Origin of the sequence: Campylobacter helveticus (assembly GCF_002080395.1) — a bacterium.
Lineage (GTDB): Bacteria > Campylobacterota > Campylobacteria > Campylobacterales > Campylobacteraceae > Campylobacter_D > Campylobacter_D helveticus.
The window spans coordinates 1,037,252-1,055,625 of sequence record NZ_CP020478.1 but is presented as its reverse complement, the minus strand read 5'-3'; the positions used below and the strand labels follow the sequence as shown (position 1 = coordinate 1,055,625).

Here is an 18,374-nt window from a genome sequence, read left to right as displayed (position 1 = left end):
AGGGAGTTTTACTCCCTAAAGGACATATCTAAGCTTTTTGCACTCTCTTCTATTTCTTCACTTAATTTTTCACTTACCTTAAAGCCTCCGCCAAATGCCTTAATAACTTCAACTATGGAATTTGCCATAAGGTAATTTGCATTAGCATAGGAAATTTTAGCGCTTAGTAAATTTCTTCTAGCATCTAAATATTCTATTAGAGGGATACTGCCATTTTCGTAGCGTATGCTAGCCAAATCATAAATTTTTTGTTGTGCTTCAAGTAAGGCTTTGTAGTTTTCATAGTTTTGAAGGCTTGTTTTTCTTTGAGAGAGGGCGTAACGCACCTCTGCAAAGGCAGTTTTAAGGGTATTTTCATAACTTACAAAAGCTTTATCTTTGCTAAGTTTGGCTAAATTGACACTTTGATAAATTTCACCCCAGTGGAAAATTGGCATTAAAAAACTACCTCCAACATTCCAAGTCTTACTTCCGTCTTTTACCAAAGTGTCCAAATCCCCACTTTCAAAACCCAAAAGTCCCGTTAAAGAAAGACTAGGCAAAAAAGCACTCCTTGCTACGCCAACTAGATAATTTTGCTGGGTTAGCCTACTTAAAGCGGCGTTAATATCTGGGCGTTGGAGTAAAATGGCGCTTGAAATTCCCTCTGGTAAAGATTTTGCAAATTGTGTAAATTTTTGATAATCCTCCTCTTTATAGAGTATATCGTCCAAATCACTTGCTACCAGAATCTTTAAAGCCTTTAAATAATTTTCTTTTGTATCAATAGCACTGGTATATTGTGCTTTGACACTTTCTAGTTCGGCTTTTGATTGGGCTAATTCATACTCGCCTATCGCTCCTATCTCATATAAAGAGCGCTTTAATTCGTAAGTTTGGGCGTAGGCTTCCATAGTTTGTTTGTAAATTTGCATATTTTCATAAGCATTTGCACTATTAAAATACATTTGCACGACACTTGAAACAATGGAGAGTCTTGCGGCTTCATAGTCAAATTCACTTGCCTTTAGTGCTTCATAAGATGCGTTGTAATTATCGCGGTATTTCCCCCATAAATCCACCTCATAACTTAGATTAAGCCCCATTTGAAAATCATTTCCATAGCTAAAATCGCCCGCTCTATTGCTTGGAGCGTTGATAGCGCTTTTGCCTCTATTTGCACTTGCGCTACCATCAAGCTTAGGAAGAAGGTCGCTTCTATCTATGCCGAGCTGAGCGGCGGCTTGTTCTAAATTAATATAGGCGATTTTTAAATCAGCATTGTTTTTTAAAGCTTTTTCCACCAAAAGATTTAAATTGTTATCATTAAAGTCTTTCCACCATTCTTTTGCGATGCTGATATTATCATCCATACTGGTATAATTTGCTTCGTTTATTTTGAGATTAGGTTTTAAAGAACAAGCACCGATGAAAAACGCGGTTAGGATAAGAATTAGGTTACGCATGTACTTTCCCCCTTTTTTTATCAAGCCAAGCATTGAAGCTTTCCAAAAGATAGAAAAATAAAGGCACAAAGAAAATTGCTAAAGTTGAAGCGGCTAACATACCGCCGATAAGTCCTGTTCCAAGAGCGTGTCTTGCTGCGCTACCAGCACCACTTGAAAGGACCAAAGGTAAAATTCCTAAAGTAAATGCTAAAGAGGTCATTACAATAGGACGAAATCTTAATTTTGCCGCCTCAACAGAAGCTTCAAATATGCCTTTTCCTTTTTTCAAATGCTCTTCCATCGCAAATTCTACAATCAAAATGGCATTTTTGGTGGAAAGTCCAATGAGTAGCAAAAGTCCCGTTTGAAAATACACATCGTTATAAAAATCTCTTAACCATATGAAAAGCAAAGAACCAAAAAGAGCAAAAGGCACTGCTGTGATAACGGCTAAAGGCATAAGCCATCTTTCATATTGTGCTGCCAAGATTAAAAAGACGAAAATCATACCTAAAACAAAAGCAATGGAGCCCGTATTTGAGTTAGTTGCTTCTTGATAAGAAGTGCCTGACCAAGCAAGAGTATAGTCATCACCTAAAATTTCTTTGGTAAGTTGCTCCATTACAGCCATAGCTTGTCCTGAGCTATAGCCTTGCGCTGGACTTCCTTGAATTTGAGCGGATGGAAAGAGATTAAAGCGTTTTACATCGTCAGCTCCAGCGCTACTTGTGAGCGTTAGGATAGAGTCAAGTGGTATCATTTTGCCATCACTTGATTTAACAAAGATATTTTTAAGGGCTTCTTGAGTGTTTCTAAAATCACCTTTTGCACGGACATTCACTTGGAAATTTTTACCTAACAGTGAAAAGTCATTAACATAGTATGTTCCTATGGTTGAGCTTACTGTGGCAAAAACATCTTGCATATTAAGCTTATAGTATTTTAATTTGTCCCTATCGATTTCTAGCTTAAATTGAGGATATCTAGTATCAAGCGTTGTTCTTACATTAGAAAGCTCGGTTCTTTGATTTGCTGCGGCGACTAGCTTATCCACATCAGCTTGAATTTCATCATAAGTTTTACCACTTCTATTTTGAGCATACATCTCAAAACCACCCGTGATACTAAGACCCGGTATAGGTGGTGGGTCGAGGAAAAAGGTTTGCGCTTCGGGATTGAAAGCGTGTTTTATATTAAGATTTTTAACAATTTCAAAAGAAGTTACATTTCTATCTGCCCAGTCATCAAGTTTAATGAACATAGCACCAGCATTTTCTTTAGGGGAATTTGTAAAAAGGTCAAAGCCTATCAAAGCCATACTAGAATTTACACCATTAAGCCCAGTAATGTCATTTTTTGACATATTATCGATAAAATCAATTGTTCTATGCAAAGATGAGGCTGCCGGGAGATTAACTATCGTCATTACCGTTCCTTGGTCTTCTGTTGGGACAAGGGAACTTGGCACACTTTGATAAAGATAGTATGTCCCTCCAAGCATAATGCCAAAAATCAATACAAAACGCACAACCCTTTTGAGTATATAAGAAACTCCCGCACTAAAAACTTTAGTTGACCAGTCAAAAAAGTCATTAAATTTTTTGACAAATGTAAAAGGCTCGGAAACATTTCGCTTTAAAAATAAAGCACATAAAGACGGCGTAAGCGTAAGGGCGACAAAGCCTGAAATCGCCACTGAAATAGCTAGTGTCAGGGCAAATTGCTTTTGAATTTCTCCCACAAAGCCCGAGATAAAAGAAACGGGAATAAAGACGGCACAAAGAACCAAAACGATAGAGATAACGGGTGAAGCCACTTCATTCATAGCCATAATAGTCGCGTCTTTTACGGAGATATTTGGGTCCTCGTGTAAAATTCTATCAACATTTTCCACCACAATAATCGCATCATCGACAACGATACCTATAGCCAAAACAAGCCCAAAAAGCGTGAGTAAATTCACACTAAAGCCTAGCAGATAAAGCCCTGCAAATGTTCCTAGTAGAGAGACAGGCACAGCTATCATAGGAATGAGAGTAGAGCGGAAATTTTTCAAAAACATATACATAACAATAATAACTAAAATCAAAGCTTCAACAAAGGTTTTTAAAACTTCATTGATTGAGGCTTTAACGAAAGTTGTTGTATCGTAAGGCACTCTATAAGCTAGACCTGTTGGAAAATTTTTAGAAAGCTCATCTAGCTTTTCGCCGATGAGTTTGGCTGTATTAACGCTATTAGCACCTGATTGAAGGTTAATAATAATTGGCACGGCATCATTGCCATTATAGCGTCCTTGGGCGACATATTGTTGTGAGCCAAGCTCTATATCTGCAACATCCTTAAGTCTTAAAAAAGAGCCGTCTTCATTAACTCTTAAGATAACTTCACCAAATTCTTGCGAATTTTTAAGTCTTCCTTGCATAGTGATAGAATAAACATAAGGGGATTTTTGCGTAACAGGCTCTTCACCTATTTTACCTGTGGCATATTGAGCGTTTTGTTCTTCTATGGCGCTTAAAACTTCTTTTGCTGTGATTTGATATTTATTAAGCAAACCGGGGTCAAGCCATACACGCATAGAGTAATTTCTATTTCCTATCGCAAAAGCATCGCCCACACCCGGCACTCTTTTAATATCATCAAGAACATTCAGGGTAATATAATTATAAATATCCACAGCGCTCATTGAACCATCCGTTGAATACAAAGCCACAACTTCAAGTATGCTTGAGCTTGATTTTCTTACCGTAACGCCTAATTTTTTAACTTCTTCTGGTAGTTTAGCTGTGGCGGAGGAAATTCTATTATTCACATCAACCGTAGCTTGGTTTGGGTCTGTGCCTATATCAAAATAGGCTGTTAGTCTCATTTGCCCTGAAGCTGAGGAAGTTGATTCTACATAAATCATATTTTCAACACCATTAATCACATCTTCTATCGGTATAGCAACGGTTTCTGATATGGTTTGTGCATCTGCACCAGTGTATGTCGCACTCACGCTTACTGTTGGGGGAGTAAGGTTTGGATATTGTTCTACTGGTAAAGAAAAAAGTGCTATCGTTCCTGCCAAAGAAATGATGATGGCAACAACAGAAGCAAAAACAGGTCTTTCTATAAAAAATTTAGAAAACATTATTTGCTCCCCACTTCATTAACTTTAGCACCCGGTCTTATCTTTTTAAAATTGTTTGTGATGATTTTATCGCCATTTTTTAATCCTCTACTCACCACAGCATAATCATTTGTTTGATAAACAACCTCAATAGGTGTCTTTACAACTTCAGAATTGACTAAAGTATAAACATAAACCTCTTCTTGGTTTCTTAAAATCGCAATTTGTGGTATTTTAAAGCCGTCTTTTTGCATAAAGCCTTGTGAAGTGATTGTTGTAAAAATTCCCGGAAGCAAAGTGCCATTTTGATTATCAAATACAGCCTTAGCTTTAACGCTACCGCTTTTTGTATCAATTACAGAATCGATAAAGGTTAAATTTCCCTCAATATCAACTCCATTAAGCTTGAAATTTGTTTTTAAATTTTCAAGCTCCCATTTACCACTATCAACATTGCGTTTAAGTTTTAATTTATCAGTATCTGAGATATAAAAATCTGCGTAGATAGGATTTAAATTTGTAATTCTTACAAGTTCTGTTGAGCTAGCATTGACATAGGTTCCTATATTGATTAAAGCATCGCCTACCATACCATCAAATGGCGCTTTGACTTCTGTATAGGCTAAATCAATCCTTGCGTTTTGAAGCTCTGCTCTTGCACTTGTAAGACTCGCCTTAGTGCTATTGTAATTTGCAAGGCTTGTATCATATTCTTTTTGTGAAATAGCCTTTTTTTCAATTAGAACTTTATTTCTTTTAAATTCTTTATTTGCATTTTCAAAATTTGCTCTTGCGTTTAGAGCTTTTCCGTAAGCCATATTCACATTTGCCTGAAATTTGTCAGGTTCGATTAAAAAGAGTTTATCCCCCTTTTTTACCCTTTGTCCTGCTTCGAAAAATTTTTCTATCACGACGCCACTAACTTGAGGTTTAATGATGGCATCGTAATCGCTTACAAGCTGTGCTGGATAACTAAAATGCAAAGGTATATCCTCGCTTTTTGCCGTTATGGTGCTGACAGGTTGTGGAGGCATTTGCTTTTTTTGGGCTTCCTCTTTAGAGCAAGCATTAAAAAGCATAGCGACACTTAAAAATACTAGAGTTTTTTTGCTGAATGGTTTCATTTTGTTTTGCCTTATCAATATATTTTTTAGCAATTGATATTACAATTTTATACAAAAATGTTATTTTATATCAATTTAATTAACAAGGAAAAATTTATCTTTTTATCCCGCTAGCCCCATTTAAGAAAAGTTCCACCACGAATTTTACATGCTTTTCTTGTTCTTTTTTAGCCATAGGCTTAGTGTCAATTAATATGCTTAAGGTATAGTGCGGCTCCTTTAACATTGCACAAAATAAAGTCGCAAGTTTTTCGGCATTTTCGTTAAAATAATTTCCCTTTTGATTTTTAAAGCAAGAAACAAGTATGTTATGGGCGAAATTTCTTTCGTTCTTTTTAATCCACTCTCCCAAATGTTCATCTTCATTATAAACTTGAGAATAAATAATTTTACCAAATGTTATGGTTTGTACTTGATTAAAAATTGCTACATAAGTCAGACCAAAATGATAAAGAATCTCCTCAAGCTTTTTGCTTTTGCTCTCTTTAATCTTGGAATTCAAAAGCTCAAAGTGCCTTTTGCAAACATCATCAAGTATTTCAAAAAATAATCCTTCTTTATTTTTATAAGCGGTGTAGATATTAGAATACGAACCACCTGAAATTTTGATAATATCACTGAGGCTTGTTTTGGCATAGCCTTTAGTTAGGAAAAGCTCAAGTGCGACAGATTTAATTTTTTCTTGTCTGGCTAAAACTTTTGCAGATGGTTCTTTACTTTTTTTATTCATTCTTTTCCTTTTAAGAGAGTGTTTTTTGGATAGACAAAAATACTTTCCCTATATACGACTATTTTTCCATCATCTACCGCATAAGCTTTGATTTTGAGTGGGAAAATTGTATCTTTTTTATCATTATCGGCTAATTTTTTTTGTGCTTGCAGAACAACGATTTGTTTATCTTTTGCTCCCGCTTCAAGTTTGAAAGCTTTGCTAGGTCTTAGAATTTTAACGCCCCCCTCAACTCCCTCTAAACTCGCTTCAAAATAATACTCGTGTGCTTTGTTGTCGGTATTTTGAAACAAGAAAGTGTAAGCATTTGTGATTTGAAGCTCATCATTTCTATTTTTTATGCTGTAAAGCTCTGTGCTTCTATTGATATTAAGAAGCATATGCTCCTTTTGAGACCCCATAACGAAAAGTGCGATGAGGGCGATGGTTAGCACTCCTGCATATGCTATGGTTCTAAATCTAAAATAATTAACTTTTTCTCTGGTTTGTATCGCCTTTGCACTTGTCCAATTAATCAAACTTGGTCGATTAAATTTATTTTGTATCGTAGAACAAGCATCAGCACACTCAAGGCAGTTGATACATTCAAGTTGCATTCCAGCCCTAATGTCAATGTGCGTAGGGCACACACTCACACACGCTTCACAGCCCACACATTCTCCCTCTGGAGGTTTTTTATAAAGTTTAGTTTTTCCATCATAAATAACCCCACCTCTTTTTTCATCGTAAATCACTTGCATAGTATCGTGGTCAAACATTACAGATTGAATTCTTGCATAAGGACAAACATAAACGCAAAATTTCTCTGCCAAATAGGTTATATCCAAAGTTAAAAATAAAGAAGCGCAAAACAAAATTCCAAGTAGCAATAAATGCTCACCGGGATTTTGTATATAAGCAAAAAAGTCTTCAGGTGGTATAAAATACCATAACAAATTACTTACAGCTACGATAGAGATAAAATAAAAAATTAACACGCCTATGATTTTTTTAAAAAATTGCCCCTCGTATTCTTTTTGTTTATTGTTAATATTTTTACGAATTTTTAAAAGTTTTGTTTGGATAATGTCTCTATAAATGACACGAAAAATAGTTTGCGGACAGCTCCAAGCACACCAAATTCTACCGCCCAAGGTAGTGATAAAAAAAATCGTCAAAAATAGTAAAATCAACACAAAAGGCATAAGGTAAAATTCTTGTGTGTCAAAAGCAGTAAAAAATAAATGAAGCTTTTTGTGGTCAAAACTTAGTAAAAAAAAGTGATTATCGTTCATCCTTATGAAAGGTAAGATGAAAATTATAATGGTAGTGATGAAATACCACACATATCTTTTCTGTGTATATTTGGTAATATGTCCTTGCACAGAAATCTCCTTTGTTTAATTTTGATTAATTGTAATGTAAATAAACAAAAACAATTCTTAAATGAAAAGTTTTCTTTTAAAAATTTAATTTTTATTATCTATAAAAATGATATGCAGTTTTTTTAAATTTACTTTCTTTTATTATAATTCCGCCTCACACTAAATTTTATAAAGAAAGGTGGTGAGGGTCGTGCCGGGTATTAAGGTGCATCCTAACGAGTCTTTTGACGAGGCGTATCGCAAATTCAAAAAGCAAGTGGATAGAAATCTTGTTGTTACTGAGGTGAGAGCGAGAAGGTTTTTTGAGCCTATGACTGAAATTCGCAAAAAGCAAAAAATTTCAGCGCGTAAAAAAATGCTTAAAAGACTTTATATGCTTAGACGCTACGAATCAAGACTTTAAACTTAAAGCCCGCAAGGGCTTTTTTACTTCTTAGACTTTTAATTTATCATTTTGCGTTAAAATTTGTTAAAACTTAATTTCAAATTTTAAAGGGGAAGAATTATGTCAAAAATTCAAAAAATTCTTAAAATTGGTATGATAAGTGGCTTAACGGCTGTTGCTGCTGGGGCTTTAGTTGGGTGTGGTGATTCTACTCAAACACCAAATGAAAATACTCAAAATTCCAAGCAACAAGGTGCTTTCGTCATCATAGAAGAAACCGCTCCTAATCAATATAAAATCAAAGAGCAGTTTCCAAGTGCGGAGACTAGGGTTGTCTTGCAGCAACTTGATGGCACAGAAAGAGTGCTAACCAAAGAAGAAATGGACGCTCTTATAAAAGAAGAGGCGGCTAAAATCGATGAGGGAACTTCAAATTTAACCAAAGACAATGCACAAATGAGTAGCGGTGGATTAAGCCTTGGCGAGACTTTATTGGCAAGTGCTGCGGGAGCGATTTTGGGTAGTTGGATAGGCTCAAAACTTTTTAATAATCAAAATTTTGCCAACCAACAAAGAGGAGCTTTTTCAAATCAAAGTGCGTATCAAAGAAGTGTAAATAGCTTTAACAAAGCAGGAGCGTCAAAAGCTAGTAGCACTGGAACTAAATCTGGATTTTTCGGTGGTGGTTCGAAAGCGACATCGAATTCAAATTTTGGTTCATAGTTTTTTGGATTTATTTGTAAGGAAAAAATAAATATTAACTTAAATTGTGTTATACTTTTTAAAATTTTCTTAAACATAAAGGATAAAAAATGAGAATTTTGGTTGTGGAAGATGATATAGGTCTTAACAAAAGCATAGTGGAGAATCTCAGTCAGTTTGGCTACCAAAGCGATTCCTCTGAGAATTTTAAGGATGGAGAATATTTTATTGGTATTAGACATTATGATTTGATTTTGGTAAGTTGGACTTTATCTGATGGCGATGGGGCAGAACTTATCCGTCTTATTAAGCAAAAATCTCCTCGCACTCCTATCATTATCATTTCTTCAAAAACAGATAAGGAAAATGAAATAAAAGCTTTAAAATTAGGTGCTGATGATTTCATTAAAAAACCTTTTGATTTTGATGTATTCTTGGCAAGAATTGAAGCGAGACTTAGACTTGGTGGCACAAATGTGATTAAGATAGAAGATTTGACTATCGACCCAGATGAAGAAAAAATCACCTATAAAGGACAAGACATAGAGCTTAAGGGTAAGCCTTTTGAAGTGCTGACGCATCTTGCAAGACATTCAGACCAAATTGTTTCTAAAGAACAACTTTTAGATGCGATTTGGGAAGAGCCTGAGCTTGTAACACCAAATGTTATTGAGGTTGCCATTAATCAAATTCGTCAAAAGATGGATAAACCTCTTAATATTTCCACGATAGAAACGGTTCGCCGCAGGGGTTATCGTTTTTGCTTCCCTAAAAAATCTTAATTTTTGCACCTTGCGGTGCAAATTTTCTTCTTTTATTTCTCTATTTATATTATATTTAAGTTTTCTTATAGTATAAGGTTAAATTATTTTATTGCGAAAGGTAAGAATGTCTCTTTTAATAACAAAAGATTGCGTTTGCTGTGATGCTTGTAGGGAGGAATGTCCCGATGATGCCATTTGTGAAAATAGCCCCATTTATGTCATTGACCCTGACCTTTGTTCCGAGTGTGTTAATGATTTTTCCGAGCCTGCTTGTATAGTTGCCTGTCCTTATGAGTGCATTATACCAGATCCTGATAATAGCGAAACCATAGAAGAACTTCGTCTTAAAAGTCGTCATAGAGAAAATTAAATGGCAAAGAAAACGGCTGTTGTAGATTTGGGTTCAAATTCTATAAGGATGGTAATTTTTGAGAAAACTTCGCGTTATGGTTTTTATACAACTGCCGAATTTAAAAGAAAAGTAAGACTTGGCGAAAATGCTTATAATAATGGCAAGGTTTTGCAAGAGGAAGCTATGCAAAGAGCAGAAGATGCGTTGAGTTATTTTAAAGAGTGTGCCTATAAGCATAAATGCAAAAAAATTCTCATCGTAGGAACTTCAGCCTTAAGAGATGCACCAAATTCTAAGTATTTCATTCAAAGAATTAGAGAAAAATTAGGACTTAATATCCGCTGTATCGATGGAAAAAATGAGAGTTTTTTGGGCGGTTTGGCAGCTTTAAATTTACTCAGTCCTTTTAAAAATGCCACCACCCTCGATATAGGTGGGGGTTCAAGTGAGCTTTGCTTGATTAAAGAAAATAAAATTATAGATTCTATCTCGCTTGATATCGGCACGGTAAGACTTAAAGAGCTTTTTTATGATACTAATAAACTTGGTAATATTGAGGCATTTTTGAAGCCTATTTTGGAGCAAATTCCTGCGCATTTTTGCAATGACAATCTCATTGCCATAGGTGGAAGCTTAAGAGCAATTTCAAATTCTATTATGCAAAAAAATTCTTATGCTTTGAAAAATTTGCACGATTTTCGTTATGATTTTAAGTATGAAAAGCATTATATCGCAAGGATGCTTGATGCGGATGTGCAAACCTTAATGAGCTTTGGGATTAAAAAAGAGCGATTTGATACCATTCAAGAGGGAGCTTTGATTTTTCTTAAAATTGCCGAAAAGCTTAAATGTAAGCAGGTGATTACGAGTGGGGTTGGCATACGCGAGGGCGTTTTTCTAAAAGATTTGCTCAAGCCTCGCCACATTTTCCCCATGAATTTTAATCCTAGCTTAAAATCTTTACAAGATAGATTTTTAAAGCAAGATTTACATTATAAAACCCCATATTTTACCACACAGCTTTTTGATGTTTTGCAAAATTTACACGGCTTAAATAAAAGATATAAAAGCATTTTGATAAATGCTGCAAAACTTTGTCATATAGGAGAGTATGTAAATTTTTATTTTGCTAACGAGCATGCGATGAATTTGATACTAGGCGGATTAAGTTATGGTTTTTCGCACCAAGATAAGGTTTTAATCGCTACTATTATCAAATTAAATGGCAAAAAGGCAAATCCTTACGAGGCAGAGTCTTTAAGACAGCTTTTGCCTAATGCTAGAATTATGACTTGGTTGAGTTTTATTTTGGCTTTGGCTAAAACATTAAGCTGTGAAGATAAGGTTTCTTTTAAGATGCTTGGTAGCACTTTGTATATTTATAATGAGGATAGGGAATTGAATTTGGTTAAAGAGGGATTTAAGAAGATTTCAAAGTCTATTCCTTTAACTCTTGCTATAAATCAGCTTCCTTAATCCTTCTTTTGCTTTTCCAAAATGAGATTTTGAATTTTTCTTTTATTATCTTCAAAGAAAGAATTAAAGTCTTTATTATCCACTTTTATTTCTTCTTGCTGGACTTCTTTACTTTCTAAAAGCAAATTCGAATTTCCTATAATCATTACATAGCGTTTGTTTTCATAGTCTAAAACGACCAGTTGATTGTTTCTATCTATATTTCTTTGAAATTTAATTCCGCCAAAATTTTTAGAATTAACATTTGTTTTTTTAAACCACCATAAAACCACAAGCAAAAGCACCAAAACGAGCATAACGAGTATGTAGTTTGTGTAGTCAAAGCTTTCAATATTTTTAGGTTTTGGCATTAAATCAGCTTCTTTATCCGTCTCTTGTTTTATGGGTTGAGAAAGCTGAGGGAGATTTGCACCCTCAGGCAAAGCTCTTATACGGAGTCCAAATTTGCCATTGATAGAACTAAGGCCAAAATCTAGCTTTTCTTTTGCTTGAAACATAATGTGTGTGGTATTATTTTTAGAACTTATTTGAATTTTATTAACGAGCTTGGAGTTTAAACTTTTAAGCTCATCTTTGGCTTCAAGCCCTTCAAAACTCAAAAGTGCAAATTCGCCCTCTTTTTTTTGTGAAATTTTGCCTTGATAAGCACTATCAAAAGAAAGCATTAAATCAACTCTATCATTTCTATCATAAATATTATAACTTACAAGTTTAGCACTAAAAAGCGGTAGGGAAAATAAAAGTAAGAAAATAAACTGCTTCACTAAATTTCTTTTTTAAAATATTGCAAAACTGTTTTGGAATCAAGGATTTCATTGATTCTTATGGCTAGATTTTTTTCATAGACCATAACCTCACCTTTTCCAAAAATTCTTTTGTTAATGTAAAGTTCCACACTTTCACCAGCTGGCTTTTCAAGATCAATCACGGAGCCAACTTCAAGTTTTAAGAGCTCGGACACGCTCATATTTGTCGTGCCTAGCTCACTAACAAAGTCGACGGTAATATCCAAAATATCTTCATAGGAATGCAAAAGCCCATGAATATCATTGATATTTTCGATTACTTCATCGCTCATATTTTTTAAAACCTATCCTAAAGTTATGATTTTCAATAGAGTAAGTTAAAGATTCTTCTAGTTTTATGCTTGAAAAGTCAATGCGTCCTAGATACTCTGGTATGCCGAGTTTATACTCATCCTCACCTTTGACATCATTTAACAAATTTTTAGCGTAGCCTATGATTTGATTTGCGCATTCTTTTGTCAAATCACACCAATCGTCCTCTTTAAATTTGTGATTGCTAATTAAAACATCTGCGAATTTTTTCAAAGCCTCTTTAGGAAAAAATAGGTAAAAATCATATTCATTGCCATTTGCCCCTTCAATAGGTATTGAAGCTCCATAAAGCTCACCGCCGATATCTTCAGCCTTATCAATGTGTAGTCTCAAAATGTGTTCGCAAAAATGCGTAATAGAATATTCAAGTATTTTTAACATCTAAACTCCTCTAAGCTTTAATCCTACATTATAGTACATTTAAGGTAAAAATTAGCTAAAAACTTATTTTCTAAAGATTTCTCCCACATTTTTTATAATTTTTTCTATTTCTTTATTTTGAAATTCTCTAACAACGCTCGTGCCGACTATCGCCCCATCGCTAATTTTGTGAATATTTTTGACATCTTGATTATTCTTTATGCCAAAACCCACGAAAATAGGTAAATTTGAGTGAGCTTTAATTTCTTTAATCTTTTGCTCCAAAAGTTCATTTTGCGAAGACTTTCCTCCAGTTAGTCCAACACTTGCTAAGAGATAAATAAAGCCATTTGCATTTTTACAAAGCTTTGCTATGCGTTCTTTTGGTGTTGTAATGCTTATAAAAGTGATGAGTGCTAAGCCTTCCTTGTCGCATTCTTTTTTTAAGTCTGCACTTTCCTCGTAGCTTAATTCAGGCACGATTAAACCACAAATTCCAGCATTTTTTGCCACCTTAACGAAAGCTTTTAAGCCATAGGCAAAGATGAGATTATAATACGCCATAAAAACTAAAGCCTTATCGCTTTTTATGCGTTTTAAGCTTTCTAAAACTTTATGGATAGTTGTCCCATTTTTTAAAGCTTTGTTTGCGGCATTAGCGATAATTTTTCCATCAGCTATTGGGTCGCTATAAGGCACACCAACCTCCAAAATATCGATATGGCATTCATCTAAACGCTTGATAAATTCCTCACTTATCTTTAAATTTGGATAGCCCATTACTATATAAGCGACATTGGCTTTATTTTTATAAAATTTTTTAAAATCAACCATAAATAACCCCTTTTTTATAAGCTCTAATGCTTGTCATATCTTTATCTCCACGCCCAGAAAGATTGACAACGATGACGCTTTTTTTCTTTAGAGTAGGGCAGAGCTTTTCTAAAAAAGCTAGAGCGTGTGAGCTTTCGATAGCTGGGATAATCCCTTCTTCTTTGCAGAGTAGTTTTAAAGCCCTCATACATTCATCATCGCTAATAGCTTCATACCTAGCTCTTTTACTTTCGAATAAGTGTGCGTGCAGTGGTCCAACGCCCGGATAATCAAGCCCCGCAGAAATGCTATGCACGGGCAAAATATTTCCAAGCTCATCTTGTAAAACCTTAGTTTTCATTCCGTGTATAATGCCCGTTTTGCCCTTTGTCAATGTCGCAGCGTGATAAGGGGTTGAAATTCCAAGTCCAGCGGCTTCTATCCCTATGAGTTTAACACTTTCATCTTTTAAAAATTCATTAAAAATTCCTGCCGCATTTGAGCCTCCGCCCACTGCCGCGATGATATAATCAGCTTTAATGCCTAACTTCTTAAGTTGAGCTTTACATTCTTTGCCGATGATGCTTTGAAAATGTGTTACCATTTTAGGGTAGGGATATGGACCTACCGCACTTCCCACCACATAGAATAAATTTTTTATATCACTTACCCAGCTTTGAATGGCTGCTGTGGTTGCTTCCTTTAGGGTTTTAAGTCCGCTTTCTATAGCATTGACTTTTGCGCCTAAAAGTTCGATTTTATAGACATTTAAGGCTTGTCTTTCTACATCGACAGCACCCATAAAAATTTCACATTCTAATCCCAAAAGTGCCGCCGCAGTTGCGGTTGCTAGTCCGTGTTGCCCGGCTCCTGTTTCAGCGATGATTTTTTTCTTTCCCATTTTTTTTGCGAGTAGGGCTTGAGCTATGGCGTTGTTAATTTTATGTGCGCCCGTATGATTTAAATCTTCTCTTTTGAGATAAATTTTGTGTCCATAAATTTTGCTTAAATTTTTTGCATAGTAAAGAGGGGTAGGGCGTCCAACATAGGTTTTTAAAAGCACATTAAGTTCTTTTTTAAAATCTTTATCTTTGCTAAATTTTAAGAAAGCTTTTTCGAGTTCATTTAAGGCAAACATCGCGCTTTCTGGTAAAAATTGCCCTCCATAATTTCCATAGTAGCTTTTTTTCATTTTTGAAACTCCTTGATTAATTCCTCTATTTTAGCAAGTTCTTTTAAACCCTGCGTATTTTCGACTTTAGAATTGACATCGATAAGTGTAGGATTTAAAGTTTTAGCTTTTTGGATATTATGCGCTCCTATACCCCCAGCTAAGCCAAATTTTCCCTTAAAATCTTTAAGCAATTCCCAGTTAAAACTTATGCCATTTCCACCGCTTAATTTACCTTTCGCGTCAAAAAGAATCATATCGGCATAAATTTGTTTTGGTAAATTTAAATTCTCTCCCACGCTGATAACTTGCCAAATGAAAAGATTGTTTTTTTGCAGAATTTCAAACATTTCTTTGTCGATGAGCCTATGAATTTGCACTCCATCAAGCCCTACATTTTGAGCTATTTTTAAGATAAATTCCAAGCTTTCATCGACAAAAACACCCACGACTTTTTTATGATTTTGGTGGATAAGGGCGGCGAGTTTTTGGGCTGTTTTTTCACTCACTTGCCTTATGCTTTTGGCAAAGATGAGACCAAGAAATTCAACCGTGTATAAAGCGCTGATTTCTTTTGCATTTTCTTCATCTTTTATGCCGCAAATTTTAAGTTTTATCATTTTGATATGCTTTAAAATATTCATACACAAGCCCAGAGTGCAAAGCCTCTAAAATCATATCTTTTGCTATCAAAGGGCTTTGAGCTTTATTTGCTGTGTAGAGTGCAAACATCGCATTTAAAACGACTATATCAAATTTCGCACCTTTAAGTTTTGCACTTAAAATGAGTTCTAAATCTTTAGCATTATTTTCAGGGCTTGAGCCTGCTATTTCATTGTGAAAGGCTCTTTTAAAGCCAAATTGCTCTGGGGCGACATTATATTCATAAATTTCATTGTCTTTTAACTCTATAATTTTACTTTCATCACAAATGCTAATTTCGTCCATTCCGTCATTTCCTCTTACGACTAAAGCGTGTTTTCTACCAAGAGCCTTTAAAATTTCAGCCAAAAGTCTATGCACTGGGGCGTGGTAATTTCCCATAAGCTGGTATTTAAGCTTTAAATTCGGGTGTAGCAAAGGACCTAAAACATTAAATACGGTTCTAACGCCAAGCTTGGAGCGGATTTCTCTTAGCTCTCCAACTAAAGGATGAAAAAAAGGTGCGTGAAAGAAGTTGAGATTTTTCTGCTCTAAGAGTTTTAAGCCCTCTTCTAAAGATGAAGCGATAGGAATTTGTAAGGCTTCTAAGACATCACTACTTCCGCTTGAGCTTGATACGGCGCGGTTGCCGTGTTTAGCGACTTTTACACCCATAGCCGCCAAGATGAAAGCCACGGCTGTTGAGACATTAATGCTCTTAAAGCCATCTCCTCCAGTGCCACAAATATCTATCATCTCACTTTCATCACTAAAGGTTTGAGAATAACGCAAAATATTACGCACGAAAGCACTTAGGGATTTTTGATTTAAGGATTTTTCTGTGATGAGTATAAGTAGGGCTGCGATTTGCAAAGGCTCATATTCTTTACTCATTATAAATTCACAAATTCTTTTAAAATCTTCGCTTTCTAGGGCGATATTTTCGCTTAATTTATGCAGATACTCGTTTAAATTCTTATCTTTTTTATTTTCTTTTTTGTTTTCGTTTAAGAAATTAGAAAAAATTTGTAAGCCATATTCGCTAAAATAGCTTTCAGGGTGAAATTGAATTCCAAAATAAGGCAAATTTTTGTGCCTCATCGCCATTAAAATTCCATCTTCACTATAAGCTAAGGCTTCTAAATTTGCATTAAGCTCCACCACTTCCAAAGAGTGATAACGCATAATGCTAAATTCTTTTGGCACATTTTTAAACAAAACGCTTTCTTTTTGAATGCTGATTGTAGAGTTTTTTGCGTGAGCGATATTTTGAAGTCTTTTAATTTTTGCGTTAAAACTAAGTCCTAAGGCTTGATGCCCTAGACAAATTCCTAGCACGGGAATTTCTAACTTTTCTTTAAAAATTTCAAGGCACACTCCACTATCTTTTGGGTGCTTTGGACCCGGGCTTAAGATGATATGGGAGGGGCTAAGTGCTTTGATTTCGCTAAGGCTTATTTTATCATTTCTAACGACTTTAATCTCATCATCGCTTAAATTCTCAAGCATTAATTTAATATTATAAACAAAAGAATCGTAATTATCTATCAAAAGTATCATTTTGTAAGCCTTTCAAATGTCGCTATTAAAGCCTTTCTTTTGGCGCAAATTTCTTCATATTCTTTCTCGGCTTTGCTTTGTAATACTATGCCAGCGCCGCTTGAAATATAAGCTTTATTTTCCTTGAAAAAAGCCGAGCGTATGATGAGGGCTAAAACGACATTTTCATTGAAATTTAAAAAGCCCACCGCTCCGCCATAAACACCGCGGTCAAGTTTCTCTAGCTCATTGATGATTTCTAAGGCGCGAATTTTTGGCGCACCGCTTAGTGTCCCTGCTGGAAAAAGTGCGCCAATCACATCAAAAATACTCGCCTCATCTTTTAAATTTGCATAAACTTCACTTACGATGTGTATGACATATTTGCTTTTTAAGATATTATAAAGTTTTTCCACTCTGGTATTTTTACCAAATTTAGAGATGTCATTTCTAGCTAAATCTACAAGCATTCTATGCTCACTTAATTCTTTTTCATCTTCTAAAAGCTCTTTTTCTAGTGCTACCAAATCACTATTTTCGTTTAAATTTCTCGTTCCAGCTATGGGTGCTGTGAAAATTTCTTTATTTTTAATGCTAAATAAAAGCTCAGGCGATGAGCCTAAAACGACGCCGTAACGCGTAGGGAAATAAAACATATAAGCACTTGGATTTTCAAGGCTTAAAGCCTCGTAAAAATCAAAAGCATTTGCAGTATGCTCAATGCAAAGCTGTTTGCTTAAAACTACTTGAAAAATATCCCCACTTAAAAGATATTCTTTAGCCTTTTCTACCATAGCTTCATAGTCTTTTTGCTCTTGTTGTAAATCGTTTAGGATTTTAAATTCCACTTTTTCTTTTTTTTGTAAAGCATAATCTTCGCTTAAGTCGTCAAAATACTCATTTTTACCAAATTTAAAAAACATTTTGCTATTTTTTTCGTATAGCAAATAAGCCTTAGCATTTGCAAATAAAAATTGAGGAAAATCATAATTTGCATTTTGACAATGGGGCAAATCCTCAAATAAATTAATAAAATTTGCACTCAAAACCCCAAAAAACCCAGCATATTCGCATAATTTTCCCCCAGCCGCACACTCATAAAATTTCGCCTTTAATTCGCTAAAAGTTATGACATTAGCGTCTAAATATTCGCAATCTATCCCAATAATTACTTTATTTAAATCCTGAGTAAAATAAGAATTAGGATATTTTTCTAAAATTTGTCTATAATAAAAATTGACATCTTTGCTAAGCATTAGTATTTCCCTTAAGTTTTCTTATAGAAAGTTTAA

18 protein-coding genes are annotated in these 18,374 nt (G+C 34.9%); 5 read left to right on the top strand and 13 right to left on the bottom strand.

Going from position 1 to position 18,374, the window contains the following annotated elements; genetic code table 11:
- Positions 1 to 8: 8 nt before the first annotated feature.
- The 5 genes from CHELV3228_RS05685 to ccoG form a co-directional block, all read right to left on the bottom strand.
- Positions 9 to 1,445, bottom strand: a complete 1,437-nt coding sequence (locus CHELV3228_RS05685) for an efflux transporter outer membrane subunit (protein WP_082200760.1) — start codon at positions 1,443 to 1,445, stop codon at positions 9 to 11.
- On the bottom strand, positions 1,438 to 4,563 hold the full coding sequence (locus CHELV3228_RS05680) for an efflux RND transporter permease subunit (protein WP_082199991.1): 3,126 nt from the start codon (positions 4,561 to 4,563) through the stop codon (positions 1,438 to 1,440). The genes CHELV3228_RS05685 and CHELV3228_RS05680 overlap by 8 nt, the downstream gene beginning before the upstream one ends.
- Complete coding sequence (locus tag CHELV3228_RS05675; protein ID WP_082199990.1) at positions 4,563 to 5,666, bottom strand: efflux RND transporter periplasmic adaptor subunit; 1,104 nt, start codon at positions 5,664 to 5,666, stop codon at positions 4,563 to 4,565. The genes CHELV3228_RS05680 and CHELV3228_RS05675 overlap by 1 nt, the downstream gene beginning before the upstream one ends.
- A 94-nt stretch (positions 5,667 to 5,760) precedes the next feature.
- The gene (locus CHELV3228_RS05670) at positions 5,761 to 6,396 is read right to left on the bottom strand and encodes a TetR/AcrR family transcriptional regulator (protein ID WP_082199978.1); all 636 of its coding nucleotides are present in this window, start codon (positions 6,394 to 6,396) and stop codon (positions 5,761 to 5,763) included.
- Entirely contained in the window at positions 6,393 to 7,760 is a 1,368-nt protein-coding gene (ccoG, locus tag CHELV3228_RS05665; RefSeq protein WP_082199947.1) for a cytochrome c oxidase accessory protein CcoG, read from the bottom strand. The genes CHELV3228_RS05670 and ccoG overlap by 4 nt, the downstream gene beginning before the upstream one ends.
- Before the next feature lie 190 nt (positions 7,761 to 7,950).
- Here ccoG and rpsU point away from each other — a divergent pair, with 190 nt between their 5' ends.
- The 5 genes from rpsU to CHELV3228_RS05640 all read left to right on the top strand — a co-directional run bounded on the left by rpsU (position 7,951) and on the right by CHELV3228_RS05640 (position 11,439).
- Entirely contained in the window at positions 7,951 to 8,163 is a 213-nt protein-coding gene (gene rpsU, locus CHELV3228_RS05660; protein WP_002780697.1) for a 30S ribosomal protein S21, read from the top strand.
- A 102-nt stretch (positions 8,164 to 8,265) separates the two neighbouring features.
- Positions 8,266 to 8,868, top strand: a complete 603-nt coding sequence (locus CHELV3228_RS05655) for a UPF0323 family lipoprotein (protein ID WP_082199946.1) — start codon at positions 8,266 to 8,268, stop codon at positions 8,866 to 8,868.
- Positions 8,869 to 8,957: 89 nt separating this feature from the next.
- Positions 8,958 to 9,629, top strand: a complete 672-nt coding sequence (hsrA, locus tag CHELV3228_RS05650; RefSeq protein WP_082199944.1) for a homeostatic response regulator transcription factor HsrA — start codon at positions 8,958 to 8,960, stop codon at positions 9,627 to 9,629.
- 106 nt (positions 9,630 to 9,735) lie between these two features.
- Entirely contained in the window at positions 9,736 to 9,981 is a 246-nt protein-coding gene (locus CHELV3228_RS05645; protein WP_004277384.1) for a YfhL family 4Fe-4S dicluster ferredoxin, read from the top strand.
- Positions 9,982 to 11,439: a Ppx/GppA phosphatase family protein gene (locus CHELV3228_RS05640; protein ID WP_082199942.1), complete on the top strand. Its 1,458-nt coding sequence runs from the start codon at positions 9,982 to 9,984 to the stop codon at positions 11,437 to 11,439.
- Here the strand turns inward: CHELV3228_RS05640 and CHELV3228_RS05635 are convergent.
- The 8 genes from CHELV3228_RS05635 to CHELV3228_RS05600 form a co-directional block, all read right to left on the bottom strand.
- Positions 11,436 to 12,104 (bottom strand): hypothetical protein, encoded by a 669-nt coding sequence (locus CHELV3228_RS05635; protein ID WP_306808782.1) that lies wholly within the window; start codon positions 12,102 to 12,104, stop codon positions 11,436 to 11,438. The two genes, CHELV3228_RS05640 and CHELV3228_RS05635, sit on opposite strands and share 4 nt — an antisense overlap.
- Before the next feature lie 98 nt (positions 12,105 to 12,202).
- The gene (gene fliN, locus CHELV3228_RS05630) at positions 12,203 to 12,517 is read right to left on the bottom strand and encodes a flagellar motor switch protein FliN (RefSeq protein WP_082199938.1); all 315 of its coding nucleotides are present in this window, start codon (positions 12,515 to 12,517) and stop codon (positions 12,203 to 12,205) included.
- Complete coding sequence (locus CHELV3228_RS05625) at positions 12,507 to 12,938, bottom strand: hypothetical protein (protein WP_082199936.1); 432 nt, start codon at positions 12,936 to 12,938, stop codon at positions 12,507 to 12,509. The genes fliN and CHELV3228_RS05625 overlap by 11 nt, the downstream gene beginning before the upstream one ends.
- Before the next feature lie 63 nt (positions 12,939 to 13,001).
- Positions 13,002 to 13,751 (bottom strand): tryptophan synthase subunit alpha, encoded by a 750-nt coding sequence (trpA, locus tag CHELV3228_RS05620; protein WP_082199934.1) that lies wholly within the window; start codon positions 13,749 to 13,751, stop codon positions 13,002 to 13,004.
- A complete protein-coding gene (gene trpB, locus CHELV3228_RS05615) occupies positions 13,744 to 14,922 on the bottom strand; it encodes a tryptophan synthase subunit beta (protein ID WP_082199932.1) in 1,179 nt (392 codons plus the stop codon). Before trpB ends, trpA begins: the two co-directional genes overlap by 8 nt.
- Positions 14,919 to 15,521 carry a phosphoribosylanthranilate isomerase gene (locus CHELV3228_RS05610; protein WP_167562802.1) on the bottom strand — a complete coding sequence of 201 codons (603 nt, stop codon included), beginning with the start codon at positions 15,519 to 15,521 and terminating at the stop codon, positions 14,919 to 14,921. The genes trpB and CHELV3228_RS05610 overlap by 4 nt, the downstream gene beginning before the upstream one ends.
- Complete coding sequence (gene trpD / locus CHELV3228_RS05605; protein WP_082199928.1) at positions 15,508 to 17,103, bottom strand: anthranilate phosphoribosyltransferase; 1,596 nt, start codon at positions 17,101 to 17,103, stop codon at positions 15,508 to 15,510. The genes CHELV3228_RS05610 and trpD overlap by 14 nt, the downstream gene beginning before the upstream one ends.
- Positions 17,100 to 18,338, bottom strand: coding sequence for an anthranilate synthase component I family protein (locus CHELV3228_RS05600; protein WP_082199925.1), 1,239 nt, complete (start codon positions 18,336 to 18,338; stop codon positions 17,100 to 17,102). The genes trpD and CHELV3228_RS05600 overlap by 4 nt, the downstream gene beginning before the upstream one ends.
- Positions 18,339 to 18,374: the final 36 nt, after the last annotated feature.

Coding starts and splice junctions, on each gene's coding strand:
- fliN (WP_082199938.1), bottom strand. CDS start 12,517: ATGAGCGATGAAGTAATCGAAAATATCAATGATATTCATGGGCTTTTG.
- trpA (WP_082199934.1), bottom strand. CDS start 13,751: ATGGTTGATTTTAAAAAATTTTATAAAAATAAAGCCAATGTCGCTTAT.
- CHELV3228_RS05675 (WP_082199990.1), bottom strand. CDS start 5,666: ATGAAACCATTCAGCAAAAAAACTCTAGTATTTTTAAGTGTCGCTATG.
- CHELV3228_RS05655 (WP_082199946.1), top strand. CDS start 8,266: ATGTCAAAAATTCAAAAAATTCTTAAAATTGGTATGATAAGTGGCTTA.
- CHELV3228_RS05640 (WP_082199942.1), top strand. CDS start 9,982: ATGGCAAAGAAAACGGCTGTTGTAGATTTGGGTTCAAATTCTATAAGG.
- trpB (WP_082199932.1), bottom strand. CDS start 14,922: ATGAAAAAAAGCTACTATGGAAATTATGGAGGGCAATTTTTACCAGAA.
- CHELV3228_RS05610 (WP_167562802.1), bottom strand. CDS start 15,521: ATGATAAAACTTAAAATTTGCGGCATAAAAGATGAAGAAAATGCAAAA.
- trpD (WP_082199928.1), bottom strand. CDS start 17,103: ATGATACTTTTGATAGATAATTACGATTCTTTTGTTTATAATATTAAA.
- CHELV3228_RS05680 (WP_082199991.1), bottom strand. CDS start 4,563: ATGTTTTCTAAATTTTTTATAGAAAGACCTGTTTTTGCTTCTGTTGTT.
- CHELV3228_RS05685 (WP_082200760.1), bottom strand. CDS start 1,445: ATGCGTAACCTAATTCTTATCCTAACCGCGTTTTTCATCGGTGCTTGT.
- CHELV3228_RS05670 (WP_082199978.1), bottom strand. CDS start 6,396: ATGAATAAAAAAAGTAAAGAACCATCTGCAAAAGTTTTAGCCAGACAA.
- hsrA (WP_082199944.1), top strand. CDS start 8,958: ATGAGAATTTTGGTTGTGGAAGATGATATAGGTCTTAACAAAAGCATA.
- CHELV3228_RS05625 (WP_082199936.1), bottom strand. CDS start 12,938: ATGTTAAAAATACTTGAATATTCTATTACGCATTTTTGCGAACACATT.
- CHELV3228_RS05600 (WP_082199925.1), bottom strand. CDS start 18,338: ATGCTTAGCAAAGATGTCAATTTTTATTATAGACAAATTTTAGAAAAA.
- CHELV3228_RS05645 (WP_004277384.1), top strand. CDS start 9,736: ATGTCTCTTTTAATAACAAAAGATTGCGTTTGCTGTGATGCTTGTAGG.
- CHELV3228_RS05635 (WP_306808782.1), bottom strand. CDS start 12,104: ATGCTTTCTTTTGATAGTGCTTATCAAGGCAAAATTTCACAAAAAAAA.